This is a genomic window from Ensifer sp. 1H6 (assembly GCF_001976035.1).
In the GTDB taxonomy this organism is placed as follows: domain Bacteria; phylum Pseudomonadota; class Alphaproteobacteria; order Rhizobiales; family Rhizobiaceae; genus Ensifer; species Ensifer canadensis.
Window position 1 is genome coordinate 1 of sequence record NZ_MOAI01000061.1, and the last position, 16,113, is coordinate 16,113.

Here is a 16,113-nt window from a genome sequence, read left to right on the forward strand (position 1 = left end):
GGTTTACGCACCGGATAAACCGCATAGCGGTTTACCGAGATGGCGCGGGGTGGAGCAGCCCGGTAGCTCGTCAGGCTCATAACCTGAAGGCCGCAGGTTCAAATCCTGCCCCCGCAACCAAATCAAAAAAAAAAGCCCGCGAGACCGAAAGGTCCGCGGGCTTTTTGTTTGTCTCGTAACGGCGCGACGGAATGACCGGTTCGCGGCCTTGATCAAGGATGAGGTCATGCAGGCTGTCTGCATCGCAAGCACAACATGCCTACGATCGCATCGCCTACGAGGGCGTCGACTTCAGGATCGGGCTCGGTGTCGCATAGTCCAAGGATGATCCGACAGCAGCGAGAGACCACATAATTGATATCGCAAGGTCGCTGGTCAGGGCGGGGAGGTGAGGGGAATGATCCGATCGATCTCGTCCCTAGGATGCTGGCGCAGATTGCCCTGTCGTTGGTGGCGAGACAAGCGAAGAGAGGCAAGAGGATCGCACGACCGACAGGGTCCACGATCGCAAAGTGCCCCGAAGCAAGCGAATCGGGCGCAATTATGCATCGGTTCGCGGCGACTTGCTGCGTCTGATGCCGCGCGTACTGTGCTGTTCGTGCGCTGGTGGGGACAGTGTGCTCGCGCGGCACTGTGGTTCGTCTAGGAAGCGTGTTCACCAATTGACCATGTCCACTGACCATCGACACCGTACTCGAGGACGGCTTGATATGATGCACGATCACCTTCGGCTCTTCCGAAGTGGATGCAGGTGATCGAACGCTCGGACAGCAGATGCATTATCTTTTCGAGCAAAGCAGGCCCCAATGTCATCTCAGCTTGATCCAGGACGACGAAGCGCGGCGCTGAGAGAAGAATATTCGCAAGGCCTAAAAGCTGCTGTTCTCTCAGGGACAGTTCCTTTTCCCAATCGCGCTCGGCATCTAGCCCGCCCACTTGGTTCGCGACCCGTTCGAGCCCAAGGTCATGCAACGTGCTGAGTAAGAGGTGATCCGAGATTTCGCCTTCTTTTTCAGGGGTGATCAATACGTCAACGAAGGGGACCGGATGGCAGGTATGGCCGTTGCGATAGAAAGAGGGTGCCAGCGGGGCGAACGATGCGCCCGGTACCCGGGGTCGGAATCTGAGCCATCGCCCTGAACAACGCCGCACCTGGTTCGTGGCTGGAGCCAGTTATCAATACCCGGATCCCGACCGGAATCGATACCGACAAGTCCCTCAGAAGAGGGGACTCTGCGTCCGTCGTTGAGGCTAAAGTCAGCCCTTCGCACATCAGGGGCCCGTCCCGTTCAAAGAACTCGATTCCCGATTCTATTTCATGGGACCTTGAGATCTCCTCATGCAGAGAGCTCAGACGAGAGACCACGGCCGCAACATCGCCACCACCTCATCAGCCTGAAGCATATCCCCGCCCTGCATCGTTCGCGACAATGCAGGATGCGATGAAATCTCGATCGTCATCCATCTCTCCTCGTTGTGACACGAGGGGTCAGTTCTTCAATTCGTTAGGGGGGGTCAATTTCTCATTTCGCCTGACACACCGAACTCAATGTCTCCTCTTATGAATGCCGGCGCGATGATTAAGTCCGGCACGATTTGAATCATCCAGTTGTAGCCGCCGGTAAAGAATCCCAGGTTGCGGTTGACGGCAGTAATGCGGCGTATGTTTGCGATCAGATCGTCAAGCCTATGCAGCACCCTTACTTTCTGTCGCTTCTCACCACGCGTTAGCATGATGGACTCAGCGTTTTCGCGAACGTGAATGAGTCCAGACCGGAAGGTGGCCTCCTTATCGAGCCGATCGTAGTTCAGAGAAATTAGGGGCCGCCCCAGGGCGATCGTCATGTACGAGCCGCACGCCGCATAAAGGACAGCCACGCCAAAAAGCAGCGGGCGGATCGTCCACAGCACGCCGGAAAAGGTCACCACGGTGAGCGTGCTGCTGAACAGCATAATGACGAAAGAGAGTGTGGTGACGGTGAACGCGCGCACGTCATCGGCTATTCGCTGGTCCGGATGAGTAAGTCTCCCGGAGACGTCCAGACGATAGCAAGTCTCGTCATCCAGATAGAGATTGACAATGCGGCGGGTAAGGAAATCGCGCCAGAGCAACGCCAGTCGTTCTTCGGCAAATCGGGCAAGGACACCGACGACGGTGAGAACGGCGAAAACAGCGATGTAAAAAATCGCCTGCCGTATGAACTCGGCCATCTGGCGTTCGGCGATGGCAGTCATGAAGTTTCGTCCGACGTAGTTATTCACAACGTTAAGAGCGCTTAGCCCGCATAGCAGCATTATCAGGCCGCCGAACATGAGCTTTGCTTTGAGCCCGACCTCGGAGCCCGCAAAAATCCTTATGGTGCGTTGAAGCTAGCTACGGTTACCTTGAGCGGAATTTGCTGCTGTTCCATATCCGTCCCCTTGCCCGCTCAAACGGGCCGATACCGTCAAGAAGCTCCCGGTTGGCGACCGCAACAGCCAGATAGCGAAAACGTCCGGCGCCAACCCGGATGATCGATGGTCATGCATTCTCTGCCTTCACGCACTCGACCTCGATGTCGTTGCACAAGCCTTGCGGACCCATTTTTCCCGTGGATCTTCAACCCACCTTCGATGACCGCCTGACACGGCATCGCTTGAGCAACGTGGCGCCGTCGTCTTGCGATGTGCCGTCAGCCCGCTTTTTTTCACCGAGGCAATAGGGCCGTCGTCATGGGTTTGGGCGCTGTCTTCGCCGAGCAGATCCAGCGGCAGCACCATCCGGATCAGCCAGCGTGTTTCGCGGTGTACAGTAGTCGCAGCGGCGCATAGCGGACGCGATATGCTGCACTCGGCGGCGAATGCCAGCCACGTCGAGGCGAGCTGCAAGTTTCAACGCGCCGACAGCGGGGCGAAGGGCGGGCCACACTTGCGCTCGGCTGTCAGAAATGCCTCGCCGAAAGCAACGGGGCGCCAACATTCTATAACCATCCTCCCGAGAAACCTGCTTTACGCAGACCCCTGACAATGGGTTGACACTGTCGCATGATATTCCAGATCAGGCCGGTCCTGAAATTTTCGATCATGAGCACGACAGGACCCTGATCGATGCCGAAGTGAAATGGACTGACCCACGGCTCGGTCGGCTTTCCCTCGATAGGAAACGACGAATTGAAGGACGGTTTAAATCCATAGAGACGGGTCATCCCTAGTTCCATTTGCGCGAAATGTCTCACGGTAGGAACGACGATCTCGGGTGCAAATGGTAGCGAAGCCACCACTACCCAAGGACATACCGTCCCGTCGTCCGGCCCAAAGGGGGCGCCGCGCGCTATGTAGTCGTAAAATTCACGCTCAATCCCATTCACACTTTTTGTCACCCAACCTGGACCGTCGCTCGCCGTAAAACCCCAACAATGCTCTCCGTAGCCTGCATAGTTCTTCGGGTTGCGCATCGCGTATTCCTGATGGACAAAGGTGGCGCTGCGGCTGTTTAGAAAGTAGTCGCTGTTATGATCCCGCATGAAATCGTCGCGAATGCCCCGAAAATCGATCCACATGTGTGACAGCTGATGAGTGAAAAGTGGGCCTGAATAGAGTAGCTCTCGGCCGTAGATGTTTCGCCATTCATAACTCTCGGTGTAGGCGGCATAAGATTCCGAAGGTAACGGGTATGTGGGCGAGCCAAGTCCGAGGATGTAGAGCAGGAGGCCCTCGTCGTATCCGCGCCAACGATAAGGGATAAAACCGCTCTCTGGCCTCCAACCGTGCGTGAGCGTGAGCCCGTGATCGCAAGCCCAACCCCAGTCGGCTCGCTCGTAAAGCGCTTTAGCCAGGCGGCGAACTTCAACCTCGTCTGCGTCGGCGCCGTCAAAGTAGGCTCCCACAGTGAGTGCCCCGGCGAAAAGAAACGCCGAGTCGATCGTGGAGAGTTCACATTGCCACACCCGACGGCCGCTCTCGATGTCGAGAAAGTGGTAGAAGAAGCCCTTGTAACCCGAGGCGTCCGGCTCCTGGCCCTGCGGGCACGACAACAGGAATTCTAACCGACGTCGGGCGATCTTTGCAGCGAACTGGCGGATGATGATCCCGCGTTCCACCACGACTGGAATTGTCGCGAGCGCCATGCCAACCGCAGCTATGCTTGCTGGGGCGTCGGGCGCTGTCTTGTCTCGCACCAACCCGTTGTCCGGGTTAGTGCAATGCAGGTAGTAAAGGAGCGTCGTAAACTGCAGCCGACCGAGATCCTGCTCGCTCGGCATTCGGTGAAGTTCCGGATCGGTCGACAGCAGCTCGGACATATCGTTATCCAAGGGCGACTTGGACGTCGTGGACACGACCGTCGTCGACAAACGGCACCTTTCCGCCAGTGAACTGCCTGCCGTCCATCACCAGCGCGCGTACACCTCGGCCTGTGCCCGCTGCGTTATCCACCTTGAGGCGATACGTGGCCGATCCGAGCCTGAAATCAAGTTCGTAACCGGGCCAGCTCTTGGGGATGCACGGATCGATCGACAGATGCTGCCCCTCGCGTCGAATGCCCAAAAGAGCTTCGAGCCCGACACGATAGAGCCAAGCGGCGGATCCTGTGTACCAGGTCCAGCCACCGCGTCCGGTATGCGGGGCTGCGCCGTAGACATCTGCGCTGACGACATAGGGTTCGACCATGTAGCGTTGGACGTCTTCTTCCGACAGGCCATGAGTAATCGGGTTGATCAAGTTCCAAAGCCAAAAGGCGCGGTCGCCGTCGCCGCGCAATGCGGTCGCGAGCACCACCCATGCTGCGGCATGCGTATACTGGCCTCCATTTTCGCGTATTCCGGGGACGTAACCTTTTATATAACCTGGCTGCAGCTTTCCCTTGTCGAATGGCGGATCAAACAATTGGATGAGCTTGTCGTCCGCGCGAACGAGCCGATCCCAGACCGCCGACATTGCCTTTGAAGCGCGCTCTTCGTTGGCAACGCCTGAGATGACCGCCCATGCCTGCGGAATGGCATCGATCTGACACTCGTCGTTCCGGGAGGAGCCAAGTGGAGTACCGTCATCGAAATAGGCGCGTCGATACCATGCTCCGTCCCATGCATTGGCCTCCAGGGCCATTCGCAACTGTTCGGCGCTTTCCCTGCACCATGACGCGTTTATGTCGTCACCGCGTTCATCTGCAATTTCGGAGAAGGCGTTCAGCACCGTCAGGAAGAACCATCCGTTCCAGACACTCTCACCCTTGCCGTCAGAGCCGACCCGATTCATTCCGTCGTTCCAGTCGCCAGTCCCCATGAGCGGTAACCCGTGGCGACCGAGACGGAACCCATGGTGTAATGCGCGAAGACAATGATCATAGACGGTGCCCACCTTCTCGCTGACGCCGGGCTCGCCGTATGCTTCGTGTTCATCATCGTTGAGCACCGGCGATGTGATGTACGGTACCACCTCGTCCAACACACTGGCATCGCCCGTCGTCGAAACGTAGTGATGAGCCACGAGCGGGAGGAAGTAGAGATCGTCGGTCATCCGGGTGCGCACGCCCACACCCGATGGAGGATGCCACCAATGCTGGACGTCTCCCTCCCAGAACTGACGAGAGGACGCACGCAAAATCTGCAAACGTGTTTCGCTCGGAGCGGCGTATACCAGAGCCATCACGTCTTGGAGTTGATCACGAAAGCCGTAGGCGCCTCCGGACTGATAGAATGCCGAGCGTGCCCAAACACGACAGGAAAGAACCTGATACAGCAGCCAGTGGTTCATCATTAGATCGAAACGGTTATCAGGCGTCCTGACTGCTATCGTTTCAAGAATGTCGGCCCACTTACGCGATGCGATATCCAGATCATCTTGCGCCCGTCTCGGTCGACAATAATCCCCCATGAGAGCTCGAACCTGATCGAGACTGTCGCCCTGTCCAAGAACAAAGACGACCTGCGAACTTTCATTCGGCGCGATCAAGACTTCCACCGTCAATGCGGCGCACGGATCACAGGGCGAATGGAGATCGTCTTCCTGAGTTTGGTCCGCCAGCCATGCTGGTCGGGTTATCGAGCCGAGCGCGCCAAGGAACTGCGAGCGACTGCAGGTAGCCGAACGCATTGGTCTGTTCGCACCTGCAAATGCAAGTTTGTCGGAAAACCACCCCTCCCACGCATTTCTCGCGATAATTGCCCCGGAACGAGGATCGTGTTCGCACAGGACGTGCGTGATTGCGTCTTCACGCAGCGAGCCAAGCACCCATTCCACGTAGTATGTCGCCGTCAGTCGGCGTGGTCGATCGCCGCCGTTTCGAAGTTCAAGCCGAATGATCTTGACGGGATCCTTGGAGGAGACATGCACCGTCAATTCCTGATGCAGGGACCCAATGTCGCTCTCATAGCAGCTGTACCCTGGTCCATGCCGGACCGTAGCGGTTTCCCCGGCACCCAATGGCAATGGCGTCGGCGTCCAATACTCAGCGCTGTCCTCGTCACGCAAATAGATGACTTCGCCCGGCGGGTCTGAAATCGGATCGTTTGACCACGGCGTCAGGCGATTTAGCTGGCTGTTTCCTGCCCAGGTGTAGCCAAGGCCGCTCTCGCTGGTCAGGCAGCCGAATTCCGGGTTGGCGATCACATTGCACCACGGCATCGGCGTCTGTTTTTTCGCGCCATTCACGTGGATGACGTATTCGCGTCCGTCAGCGCTGAAGCCACCGAAACCATTCCAATGCTGCAGGTTCGTGTCCGCCTCGGTGAACCGCTGGATCGATGCGCGGCGGATTATGGGTGATGCTTCGTGCGATATCGCTATTCGCCGACCGCTCTTGAGTTGGTCGCCCAGAGAGCCATTGCCGCTCGAAAGACTGACACGTGCCGCGGCGGCGAGGGTGGTTGTTTCCATTTCTGAAAGTGTGGCCGCAGGCACGAGATGTATTCCACCTGGCTTTCCAAGGAACTCTGCCTGTGGTCCGGCGAGAGCCGCCGCCAGTTCTAGACACGCTTGCGCATCACGACCATCGACAAGAACAAGATTGAACCGGAGCCCTCGACGCGAAATGAATCTGTGCGCGCGCAGCACTTCGTCCAACAACGCGCCATCGCTGTTTTCCTCAAGCGTTACGACGACGATCGGCGGATCGCTATGAATTCCCCTGGACGTCAGCGCGGTTCTGCTCATCGGCTTCGCCAGAACGGCGCCCGACGGACGGGCAGACGGGTTGGCAAACACGATGTTGTTTATCAGACTGTAAGCGACATCTATCTCACCTTCGGTCACGTCCGGATCAACAGACGTTTGATCGAGGGCCACCCCGACTTGCAAAAATGCGTTTTCGGCTTCGCTGATACTCGAGTATCGCTCGGCGATTGCCATCGCCGTAGCGGCGCTATCGGCAGCACCGGTTGTGAATGCGACGCGTACGGTGCTGCCCGGTGGGACACGGACACGCCGTCTCAAACAGAAGATCGGATCCAGCACGGGTCCCGTCGTTCCTGAGAGTTGCGCTGCCTCGTCAGACAAAGCCAACGGGTTTGCCGTCGTGCGGCCTCTCCCCAAAAATCTTCGCCGATCTGTCTCGAATTCAAGAGGGCCGAGTGCTGTCGTACTCAGGGCGGAAACGTGGACTGCCCAGAGCGGCGCGTCTTCGGGACTACGCGGGCGACGGCGCGCAAATAATGCGCCGGTTTTGGCATCGAACCGGGTCTCAATGAAGAGCTTGGCAAATGCGGGGTGGGCCGAATCCGCGCGACGATTGTTCAGGCAGATTTCCGCGTAGCTGGTCAGTTCCAGGTCTCTGGGCTTGGTACCCTGATTAGTAACATCGAACAGTCTCACCTCCGCGTTGCTGTCGGGCGCCACGCAGACTGACCATGCAACGACGATGTCTCCGGCGCAGCATCGGAACTCAGCGCGATCGCCTCGAAAAGAGTGTTCGTAGGTATTCTCCAGGCGAAAAGCCGGTTGTTTGCCTGCGGAGAAGTAGCTCTTGTCCGTGAGATCGCGAACATAACAGAACTGTCCCCAACAATCGCGCGTCCCGTCCTCTCTCCAACGAGTGACGTCAATGTCCCGCCAGGATCCATAACCCGCACCCGCGGATGTCAGCAGGACGCTGTACGCGCCGTTGGAAAGCAACGCCACGGCACGGCCATCGATCGGAGTGCCGATAGCTGCCGATGAACTCTTTCCAGTGATCGAACCCATGCCGCTATTCTCGTTTCAAGATGCGTCGGGTATTGCAGTGTTCTATCGTGGTGCGGCAAAACTCTGCCGGAACTTCCGGTCATTTCGCCGGCCCATCATAGATTGTCTCCCTCAGTCGAGGTTTTCCGGGTCACGTCAGGTTGTGGCTGCGTGCCCCATTTCCATCCGACGATCGAGGGCATGTCGTCGCCATGCTCCTGAATGTACTCACGGTGCTCAATGAGCTTCGCCTGAATGGCCTGTTTAAAGTACGCGGCGCGTGCACCCAACTGAGGAAGTCTGTCGATGACATCGCCGACGAGGTGAAAGCGATCGAGCTCGTTGAGGACAACCATATCGAACGGGGTTGTCGTCGTTCCTTCCTCCTTGTATCCGCGCACATGCAGGTTTCCATGGTTGGCCCTCCTGTAGGTGAGCCGGTGGATCAGCCATGGATAGCCGTGGAAGGCGAAGATGATCGGCTTGTCTCTGGTAAAGAGCGCGTCGAAGTCCCCGTCTGACAAGCCGTGCGGGTGTTCTTCGGGAGGCTGAAGCTTCATCAAGTTCACGACGTTGACGACACGTATCTTCAACTCGGGCAGGTGCTCGCGCATCAATTGGACTGCCGCCAGCGTCTCGAGGGTAGGAACGTCACCGCAGCAGGCCATTACGACATCGGGCTCGCTTCCCCTGTCATTGCTGGCCCAGTCCCAGATGCTCACGCCCATGCTGCAATGCCTGACCGCCTCGGGCATCGTAAGCCATTGCGGTGAAGGCTGCTTTCCAGCAATCACGACGTTGACGTAGTTGCGGCTTCGCAGGCAGTGATCTGTCACCGACAGAAGCGTGTTGGCGTCCGGCGGAAGGTAGACCCGGATCACGTCGGCCTTCTTGTTCACGACGTGGTCGATGAAACCCGGATCCTGATGGCTGAAGCCGTTGTGGTCCTGTCGCCAGACATGAGAACTCAAAAAGTAGTTCAATGAAGCGATTGGCCTGCGCCAAGGGATCTCGTTGCAGATTTTAAGCCACTTGGCATGCTGGTTGAACATCGAGTCTATTATATGGATGAAGGCTTCATAGCAGGAGAAGAAGCCATGGCGGCCGGTGAGAAGGTAGCCTTCCAGCCACCCTTGGCACTGATGTTCGCTCAGGACCTCCATGACGCGACCGTCTGGCGACAAATGATCGTCGTCCTCATAAATCTCGGCCATGTAGCAGCGATCGGTCACCTCAAGCACGTCCTGCCATCGGTTCGAATTGTTTTCGTCCGGGCTGAACAGGCGGAAGTTCTGGCTGTCCATGTTGGCCTTCATGACGTCGCGGAGGAATTTGCCCATCACCCGCGCTGATTCAACGGTCGTCGCACCGGGGCTTGGAACATCCACGGCATAATCCCTGAAGGCAGGCAGCTTCAGGCTGCGAAGCCGCAGGCCGCCATTGGCATGCGGATTGTCACTCATTCGACGGTTGCCCGCCGGAGCCAACGCAGCGATTTCGGGCAGTAACCTGCCCGTTTCATCGAACAGATCCTCAGGATGGTAGTTCTTCATCCACTGTTCGAGAATGCGGATATGTTCTGGCTTATCCATCTCGCCCATCGGCACTTGGTGTGCCCGCCAGTAATCCTCGCATTTCTTGCCATCGATTTCTTTCGGACACGTCCATCCCTTCGGCGTGCGAAAGACGATCATTGGCCAGGCCGGGCGCTTTAGATTGCCGTTGGTGCGCGCATCAGCCCAGATGTGCTTGATCCTGGCCACGATGGTGTCGAGCGTGCCGGCCAGTTGTTGGTGGACGTTCTCCGGGCTATGGCCCTCAACGAAATAGGGTTCATAGCCCATTCCTTCGAAGAATTTTCGCAGTTCATCCTCGGGAATGCGAGCTAGAAAGCATGGGTTGGCGATCTTGTACCCGTTGAGGTGAAGGATCGGCAGGACGCAGCCATCGCGCGCCGGGTTGAGAAATTTGTTGCTCTGCCACCCCGTCGCCAACGGGCCGGTCTCCGCCTCGCCGTCGCCCACGACACAGGCAACGATCAGCTCCGGATTGTCGAATGCCGCCCCGTAAGCATGGCTAAGAGCGTACCCCAGTTCGCCGCCCTCGTGGATACTGCCCGGAGTTTCAGGTGCGACGTGACTTGGAATGCCACCGGGAAAGCTGAACTGCTTGAAGAGCCGTTGCATACCCTCCCTGTCCTGGCTAATATTCGGATAGAATTCGCTGTAGGTCCCTTCCAGATAGGCGTGCGCGACCAGGGACGGCCCCCCGTGGCCAGGGCCGATCACGTAGATCATGTCGAGATTATCGCGTTTGATCACCCGGTTCAGGTGGACGTAGAGCATGTTCAGGCCGGGAGAAGTTCCCCAGTGCCCGAGCAGGCGTGGTTTGATGTGCTCGCGTTTTAGCGGTTCTCGCAGGAGCGGATTGTCGAGCAAGTATATCTGGCCTACCGACAGGTAATTGGATGCCCGCCAGTAAGCGTCGATTAGTCGAAGATCTTCCGTTGAAAGAGGTGGGTTCGTTGGTTGATTTTTTCCGGTCATTTCCGTCTCATGCGAAGCCATCGAAGTCTCCCTATGAAGTCGGATTTATTGTCGCGAAGTCGTTTTTATGCAGACAGAGCCTGCTTCAAGCCCGATTGGAAACAGGCAGTGCCTCGGTCCGGCGAAAACGCCAAATGCATTTCGCCTGACGCATACGCAACGACGACGGCGCTGTCGTCAAAAGTCGGTGCGGACCGACGATCTCAGAAACCTCACCTTGTCGGTTTAGGTGAAATGATCGACGACCCCCTGGACGCCCTGAACGCTCTCGGCAACGATACGGGCAGCGCGCCTGCATTCGGGTATCGCAACGGCGCCAGACAGATGCACGATCCCGTTGGTTACTGCGATCTTGATGTCGAACGCTTCGAGGCCAGTGTTTTCCCGGAGCCGAACCATGACACTGCGCTGAATGGCTTCATCGCCTGAAGGTGTCCCATCCAGTTTGGCTGTGGCGATCGCCTGCAGCAAATCGGCTCGGCTGACAATTCCGACAAGTTCGCCATGTCTGATGACGGGTATGCGCTTGACGCCGTGCTTTTGCATCAGCCTTGCGGCCTGCAGAAGTGACGCATCTTCGTCGATTGTCACTGGAGCAGGCGTCATTGCCTCCGCAACTCTCCAGGAGCTGCGCCTCACATACGCATTGGCTCTGTCTTCGGCGGGCGCTGCCAAATCCTCAGCGGAGGCAAACATTGCTCCACCCAGTTCCGTTCTGCGTATCAAGTCACCTTCGCTGATGATGCCGAGGAGATGCCCATCCCCGTCAATGACCGGAATGCCGCTTATATGATGGCTCAACATGGTCATGGCAGCCTGTCTGACACTGTTGTCAGGCGACACGCTTACGATCGTCGATGTCATGACATCTTTGACGAGCATTTCGGTCCCAACTCTAAGTGACTGGCGCGCATCCGCGTCTATTGCGGCGACAAAGTAAACCCATTGCAGAAACGAGACAAGCCGCTCGACACGGCTTCCCGTTGGACGTGCGTTTGCGTTTGAAACGTCTGAGGCCTCTTCCGGCTGCGCGGCCGGCGTCTGCCTCTGCAACCATCCGAGCATGCCTATCATCGCCCAGATGCGTTTCAAACCTACGCACGTTGCGACGACGATCCCAAACCCTGTCAGACAGTGCCATTTTCAAGGATGTTCGTTGCCTTGTGGGAAAGTTCGAGCCGGGGGTGTCGTTATGGTTGCTCGCGCAAGCAACCATTGCAATCACTGCAAGTAGAATCTTCACGCTGCGACTGCATGCGGATTCCACGATGCGGGAGAGCTTGTTGCTTGGCTGAACACGAGCACGCCAACGAGGTAAGTAAGTGCAAGGCTATGGAAGAAGACGAAGCGGAGGGTCGTCCCCTTCCTGTCCGTACATCTTGGTGGCGGTGGGCGCGACCACGGTGCTCTGGGCGTCGATCATTTTGCCCATCCGAGCTATTGGCGGACGCCGTTGGGCGAGGCGTCGGAGCCCGTCAGCGCGACACCGAGCGAGCTGACGAGCGCCCCCGATGAACGAATAAAGGACCCCGGTCTTGGCAAAGGCCAGCCCGAGTGACGCGTCGGTTCCAGAGTATCGTGTGACAAACCCAAGCGCCAGCAGGTTCTGTTGTAAACTTCTTGGCTACGGATGAGAACCCAATCAAAGCAGCGCGCTGAAGCGAAGGTCAGCGGTTCGAAACCCTTCAAGAGCAGAGTTTCTATGGTCGGCCCTTGCGGACGTGGTCAAGGGATGCTCCGCAACATGCGTTGAAAGTCTGGCATCCGCATTTCGACGCTGCCATGAATGAGCTTTATCAAGGGAGGTATCATAATGCAGAAGAACGCGCCGGATTTCAGCCTTGACGGCAAAGTGACGTTCGTGACGGGAGCGAGCCGTGGCATCGGTCGTGCTTGCGCAATTGCCTGTGCCGCAGCAGGGTCCGATATCGTGCTGGGCGTCCGCGACATCGCGGCGTCGGCTGGCCTGGTTGGCGAACTCGAGAGCGCCGGAGGCAAAGTCCTCCCGGTTGAGCTAGACATTCCCAATAAGGCGCATATCGCACAAGCAGTGGATGCGGCCCTTACAACGTTCGGTCGGATCGACGTCCTCATCAACAATGTCGGAGTGGCTCCGGGCAATCTCGCGGAACTCGTTGAGGAAAAGGACCTTGACCAGATACTCGATGTCAACATCAAGGGCACCTTTCTGATGACGCAGGCAATAGGTCGGCACATGATCGAGCGTAAAGAGGGCCGGATCATCAACATCAGCTCGCAGGCCGGTACAGTGGCACTGCGCGGCGAGGCGATCTATTGCATGAGCAAGGCGGCGATTAATCACCTGACGCGCTGCCTTGCAGCCGAGTGGGCGCGCTACAACGTAACGGTAAATACCGTATCGCCGACCTTCATCCACACCGATGGCACCGCACCTTTTCTATCCGATCCCGACAATCGCCAAGCGACGCTCGGTCACATTCCACTCGGCCGGATCGGTGAAACCGACGATGTAGTGGGTGCCGTGGTCTTCCTTGCGTCACCAGCTGCGAGCCTAATCACCGGCGCGAACCTGCTGGTGGACGGTGGATGGTCCGTCGCCTGAGGTGGGGAGTGGGGCTGTCCTCGACGACGGCCCTCACATTGCAAGCGACTTGCGGGAGGCACACGAACAATCGGGCTCACATGGGACATCGCACCGAAGGACTGCCTGGGGCGTTCAGTAGAAGTGTTGGATGAAACGCGGGTTCCCCAGAAGCGCTGTTGAGGGCGGTCGTTTCGAGCGCCTTCGTGCGGGACGCAAGGAACTGTTTGAGCCGGAGATTGCCCGCCATCACGGCCAGATTTTCAAGCTTATGGGCGACGGGATGCGCGCCAAATTTGGCAGCGTGGTGGACGCCGTGGAATGCGCCGTCTCGCTGCAGCGTGGGCTGGCGGAACGGAATGCCGCCGTCACCGAGGACCAGCGGATCCGGGTCAAGATCGGGAGTGATGTGGAGCTGGCGGCGGCGGACCGGCTGGCGCCAGGATCAGCGGGTGGGGCCCTGGCCTCGGTCGGATCGCTCTCTATGGCGCGCAGTTCATGCGCCGGCTGGTTCTCGTTTTCGACAGGCGCTGCCATGCCCGCGGCTGCTTGATGCGATACAGCATTTCTTCGAGTGTTGGTTCGAGGCTCGTGGGGTTCATGATGCGTTCCGTGCTCGAACCGACAAGAAAGGCGCGGCGGCTCGGACCGCCACGCCACAAAGACGCCGTGTCAGTGGCGCACGTTGAGCCGTTAAGCGGGATGAGTAGCCCTGAACCCTACCTGAAGCCGATTCCAAAGATTGATCGCACCGATGGCAAGAGACAACCAGGACCGCTCTTCTGCCGTAAATGCAGCCTCAATCAGCGCCCAATCATCGTCGGGAGCGCCAGTCTGCGCGAGGTTGGTCAGCGCTTCCGTCCAGGCGAGAGCAGCACGCTCGCGCGGGGAGTAAAGCGTTGCCTCACGCCACCCCGTCAGCAAATAGAGGCGCATGGGCTCTTCCCCGTCTTTGAGGGCTTCTGTGGTGTGCAGATGAATGCAGAACACACACGAATTGATTTGTGATGCGCGCAACTTGACAAGGTGTAGCAGTTTCGGCTCCAGCGGACCGTTTTTGAGAGCGCCCTCAAGCGCGAAGAGGTGTTTGACGCCTGGTTCCGCAAGTTTGAAGTAGTCGTTTTGACGAGGTTGCATGGTCTCTTTCCTTCTCGTTGATCAGTATCGACTGTGAGATGCATCGAATGTGCAGTTGCGAGCTCGCACGTGACGAACTTGGGAAGCAGGCCGTCGTCCCATGGGGGTGATCCGCTTCGCGATATTCGCCGCGATCACTCCACTGGAATAACAGCGGGCGTGTCCTTCTTCTTGAGCAGGACTACGATGAACTTGGCCGGGCTCGTCTTGCTCGCGTTCCGGCTGACCAGGTGAATATCGGAGGGGCCCTCGTAGTAGGTTTCTCCAGGAGCAACGGTGACTTCTTCGCCGCCCTTAACCTGCATGACGATCGAGCCCTCCAGCACGTACACGAATGCGTGGGCTTCGTGTCGGTGGACGGGTGAGGAGCCGCCTGGCTGATACTCTACGGACAGCATCAGTCCCTCTTTTCCCGGATAGTCTTGCAAATCCTTGGACATCAATGGCGTGACCTTTGCGCCGTCTTCAGCCGCGACTGGCAAGATCCCGAAGCCGATAATGGCCGAAACGAGCATGGTGCGTAGGATGGACTTCATTTTGGTCTCCTTGGTGGTTCTGGCGACCGCGGCACAAAAAAAGAGATCGCCTGGGAAAGGCCGCAAGAGATCGGGACGGTATTGCGCTGCAATGCGTAATCAGATCACGCGCAACGGGCGATCGCCCCAGGGCGCTGTTCTCACGATGTTTGCTCTCGACGAAGGGGTAGGTGGTCCTAGACCTTCCGCCAGTTTGCCCTAGCAATCCAACTAGCCGATACGAACCGTACGCAGTTACGGTAGCGAAGGCCACCAATGCTGCCTATGCATATGAACTTGAAGATCAATTTCTTCCGCATTCCTGGGATCTTGTGGCAAATGTCTTGAGACGTTGACCGCGTTTAATTGCGGCCCTGCGCATCGGCCGTCGACGGGCGAGGGAATGCGCTAAAAGCGGACGATTTCGATCGAAGCTGCGATGCCTTCGGCCAACAGATCATGTCGGCTGGCCAGATCCTGATCGTGGCGTTGGCCAGCCGGAGGCAATCTATCAGAGTCCTACCATCGGAGTTTGAGGAATTATGTAGCTAATGCCACCAACGATTGCTTCTTGCCATAAGTTGCCGTTCGCGGCCTCCGCCGCCTCAGATGGGGGAACCGCCGACGGCTGATGCTGACCCGGAGGAGTTCATGTTAAAAAGGGCATGATATCTACGCCGTCACCTGGAAACACGGTGATGTGCGGGTGGTCTTTGAACAGCCGTGCCGCAGCGTCGATGGTTTCCGCTTCGACGACAAGGTAACCGCAGAAGGGGTTCACGGCGTTGGCGACACCGTCCTTCGTTATACGCGTCGTCTTGCCGACCATGCCACCACGATCAAGGATGGATGCGGCGTTTCTGTTCTCCCACGCGGCCCACTGTTCTATGCCGACGGCGTCGATCGCGTCCTGCTCGGCCTTGGGCAGCCTCCGAAAGGAGGCGAGGTCTTCGGGCTTCATGGTGTAAACGGCAAGAAAACGGGGCATTGGCGCTCTCTCCACGTGCTGGACGGTTTGCCAGATTACACTCTACGCGTCGGAAATCACCCGTGCCGGCCCCATAAATCTTGCGAGGCATAGGACGACCGCTTGTGTGATGGGTTTCGGATGCTGGCGCTCCACGCGTTGGCCTGGCTCGGGCCGGCGTCCGAAAGCCTCCAGTGAAAGAACCCGCGGGATGGAAAGCGCGGTTGCCGGTCTATGGGGATTTGTCGTTTT

General features: G+C 57.9%; 9 protein-coding genes, 1 tRNA gene and 4 pseudogenes. 4 read left to right on the plus strand and 10 right to left on the minus strand.

The genetic code is table 11. The features are described from left to right. Nucleotides 1–43: 43 nt before the first annotated feature. Together BKP54_RS34230 and BKP54_RS36985 are read left to right on the plus strand one after the other, a co-directional pair. Nucleotides 44–120 (plus strand) — tRNA-Met (locus BKP54_RS34230). 137 nt (nucleotides 121–257) lie between these two features. Continuing rightward, nucleotides 258–392: pseudogene (locus tag BKP54_RS36985) on the plus strand (LysR family transcriptional regulator); the annotation flags it as partial. Nucleotides 393–642: 250 nt separating this feature from the next. Here BKP54_RS36985 and BKP54_RS34235 read toward each other — a convergent pair. From BKP54_RS34235 to BKP54_RS37425, 7 genes and pseudogenes are all read right to left on the minus strand, one after another. Continuing rightward, nucleotides 643–1,026 carry a hypothetical protein gene (locus tag BKP54_RS34235; protein WP_107028795.1) on the minus strand — a complete coding sequence of 128 codons (384 nt, stop codon included), beginning with the start codon at nucleotides 1,024–1,026 and terminating at the stop codon, nucleotides 643–645. Nucleotides 1,027–1,536: 510 nt separating this feature from the next. Next, a pseudogene (locus BKP54_RS34240) lies at nucleotides 1,537–2,411 on the minus strand (SbmA/BacA-like family transporter); the annotation flags it as partial. Nucleotides 2,412–2,960: 549 nt separating this feature from the next. After that, nucleotides 2,961–4,280, minus strand: coding sequence for a glucoamylase family protein (locus tag BKP54_RS34245; protein ID WP_057225110.1), 1,320 nt, complete (start codon nucleotides 4,278–4,280; stop codon nucleotides 2,961–2,963). 4 nt (nucleotides 4,281–4,284) lie between these two features. After that, nucleotides 4,285–8,154 carry a glycosyl transferase gene (locus BKP54_RS34250; protein WP_084815660.1) on the minus strand — a complete coding sequence of 1,290 codons (3,870 nt, stop codon included), beginning with the start codon at nucleotides 8,152–8,154 and terminating at the stop codon, nucleotides 4,285–4,287. Between the two features lie 95 nt (nucleotides 8,155–8,249). Next, nucleotides 8,250–10,679: a phosphoketolase family protein gene (locus BKP54_RS34255; protein WP_057225130.1), complete on the minus strand. Its 2,430-nt coding sequence runs from the start codon at nucleotides 10,677–10,679 to the stop codon at nucleotides 8,250–8,252. Between the two features lie 225 nt (nucleotides 10,680–10,904). Beyond that, nucleotides 10,905–11,561, minus strand: a complete 657-nt coding sequence (locus BKP54_RS34260; protein WP_057225128.1) for a CBS domain-containing protein — start codon at nucleotides 11,559–11,561, stop codon at nucleotides 10,905–10,907. Nucleotides 11,562–11,918: 357 nt separating this feature from the next. Continuing rightward, nucleotides 11,919–12,282: pseudogene (locus BKP54_RS37425) on the minus strand (L-lactate permease); the annotation flags it as partial. Nucleotides 12,283–12,492: 210 nt separating this feature from the next. Here BKP54_RS37425 and BKP54_RS34265 point away from each other — a divergent pair. Both BKP54_RS34265 and BKP54_RS34270 read left to right on the plus strand, forming a co-directional pair. Further along, nucleotides 12,493–13,263, plus strand: a complete 771-nt coding sequence (locus BKP54_RS34265; protein WP_025428221.1) for a glucose 1-dehydrogenase — start codon at nucleotides 12,493–12,495, stop codon at nucleotides 13,261–13,263. Between the two features lie 130 nt (nucleotides 13,264–13,393). Continuing rightward, nucleotides 13,394–13,645: pseudogene (locus tag BKP54_RS34270) on the plus strand (adenylate/guanylate cyclase domain-containing protein); the annotation flags it as partial. Nucleotides 13,646–13,935: 290 nt separating this feature from the next. Here BKP54_RS34270 and BKP54_RS34275 read toward each other — a convergent pair. The 3 genes from BKP54_RS34275 to BKP54_RS34285 form a co-directional block, all read right to left on the minus strand. Next, entirely contained in the window at nucleotides 13,936–14,379 is a 444-nt protein-coding gene (locus BKP54_RS34275; protein WP_025428223.1) for a carboxymuconolactone decarboxylase family protein, read from the minus strand. 134 nt (nucleotides 14,380–14,513) lie between these two features. Continuing rightward, nucleotides 14,514–14,915, minus strand: a complete 402-nt coding sequence (locus BKP54_RS34280) for a cupin domain-containing protein (RefSeq protein WP_057225106.1) — start codon at nucleotides 14,913–14,915, stop codon at nucleotides 14,514–14,516. A 628-nt stretch (nucleotides 14,916–15,543) separates the two neighbouring features. Further along, nucleotides 15,544–15,882, minus strand: coding sequence for a hypothetical protein (locus BKP54_RS34285; protein ID WP_025428225.1), 339 nt, complete (start codon nucleotides 15,880–15,882; stop codon nucleotides 15,544–15,546). Nucleotides 15,883–16,113 lie beyond the last annotated feature (231 nt).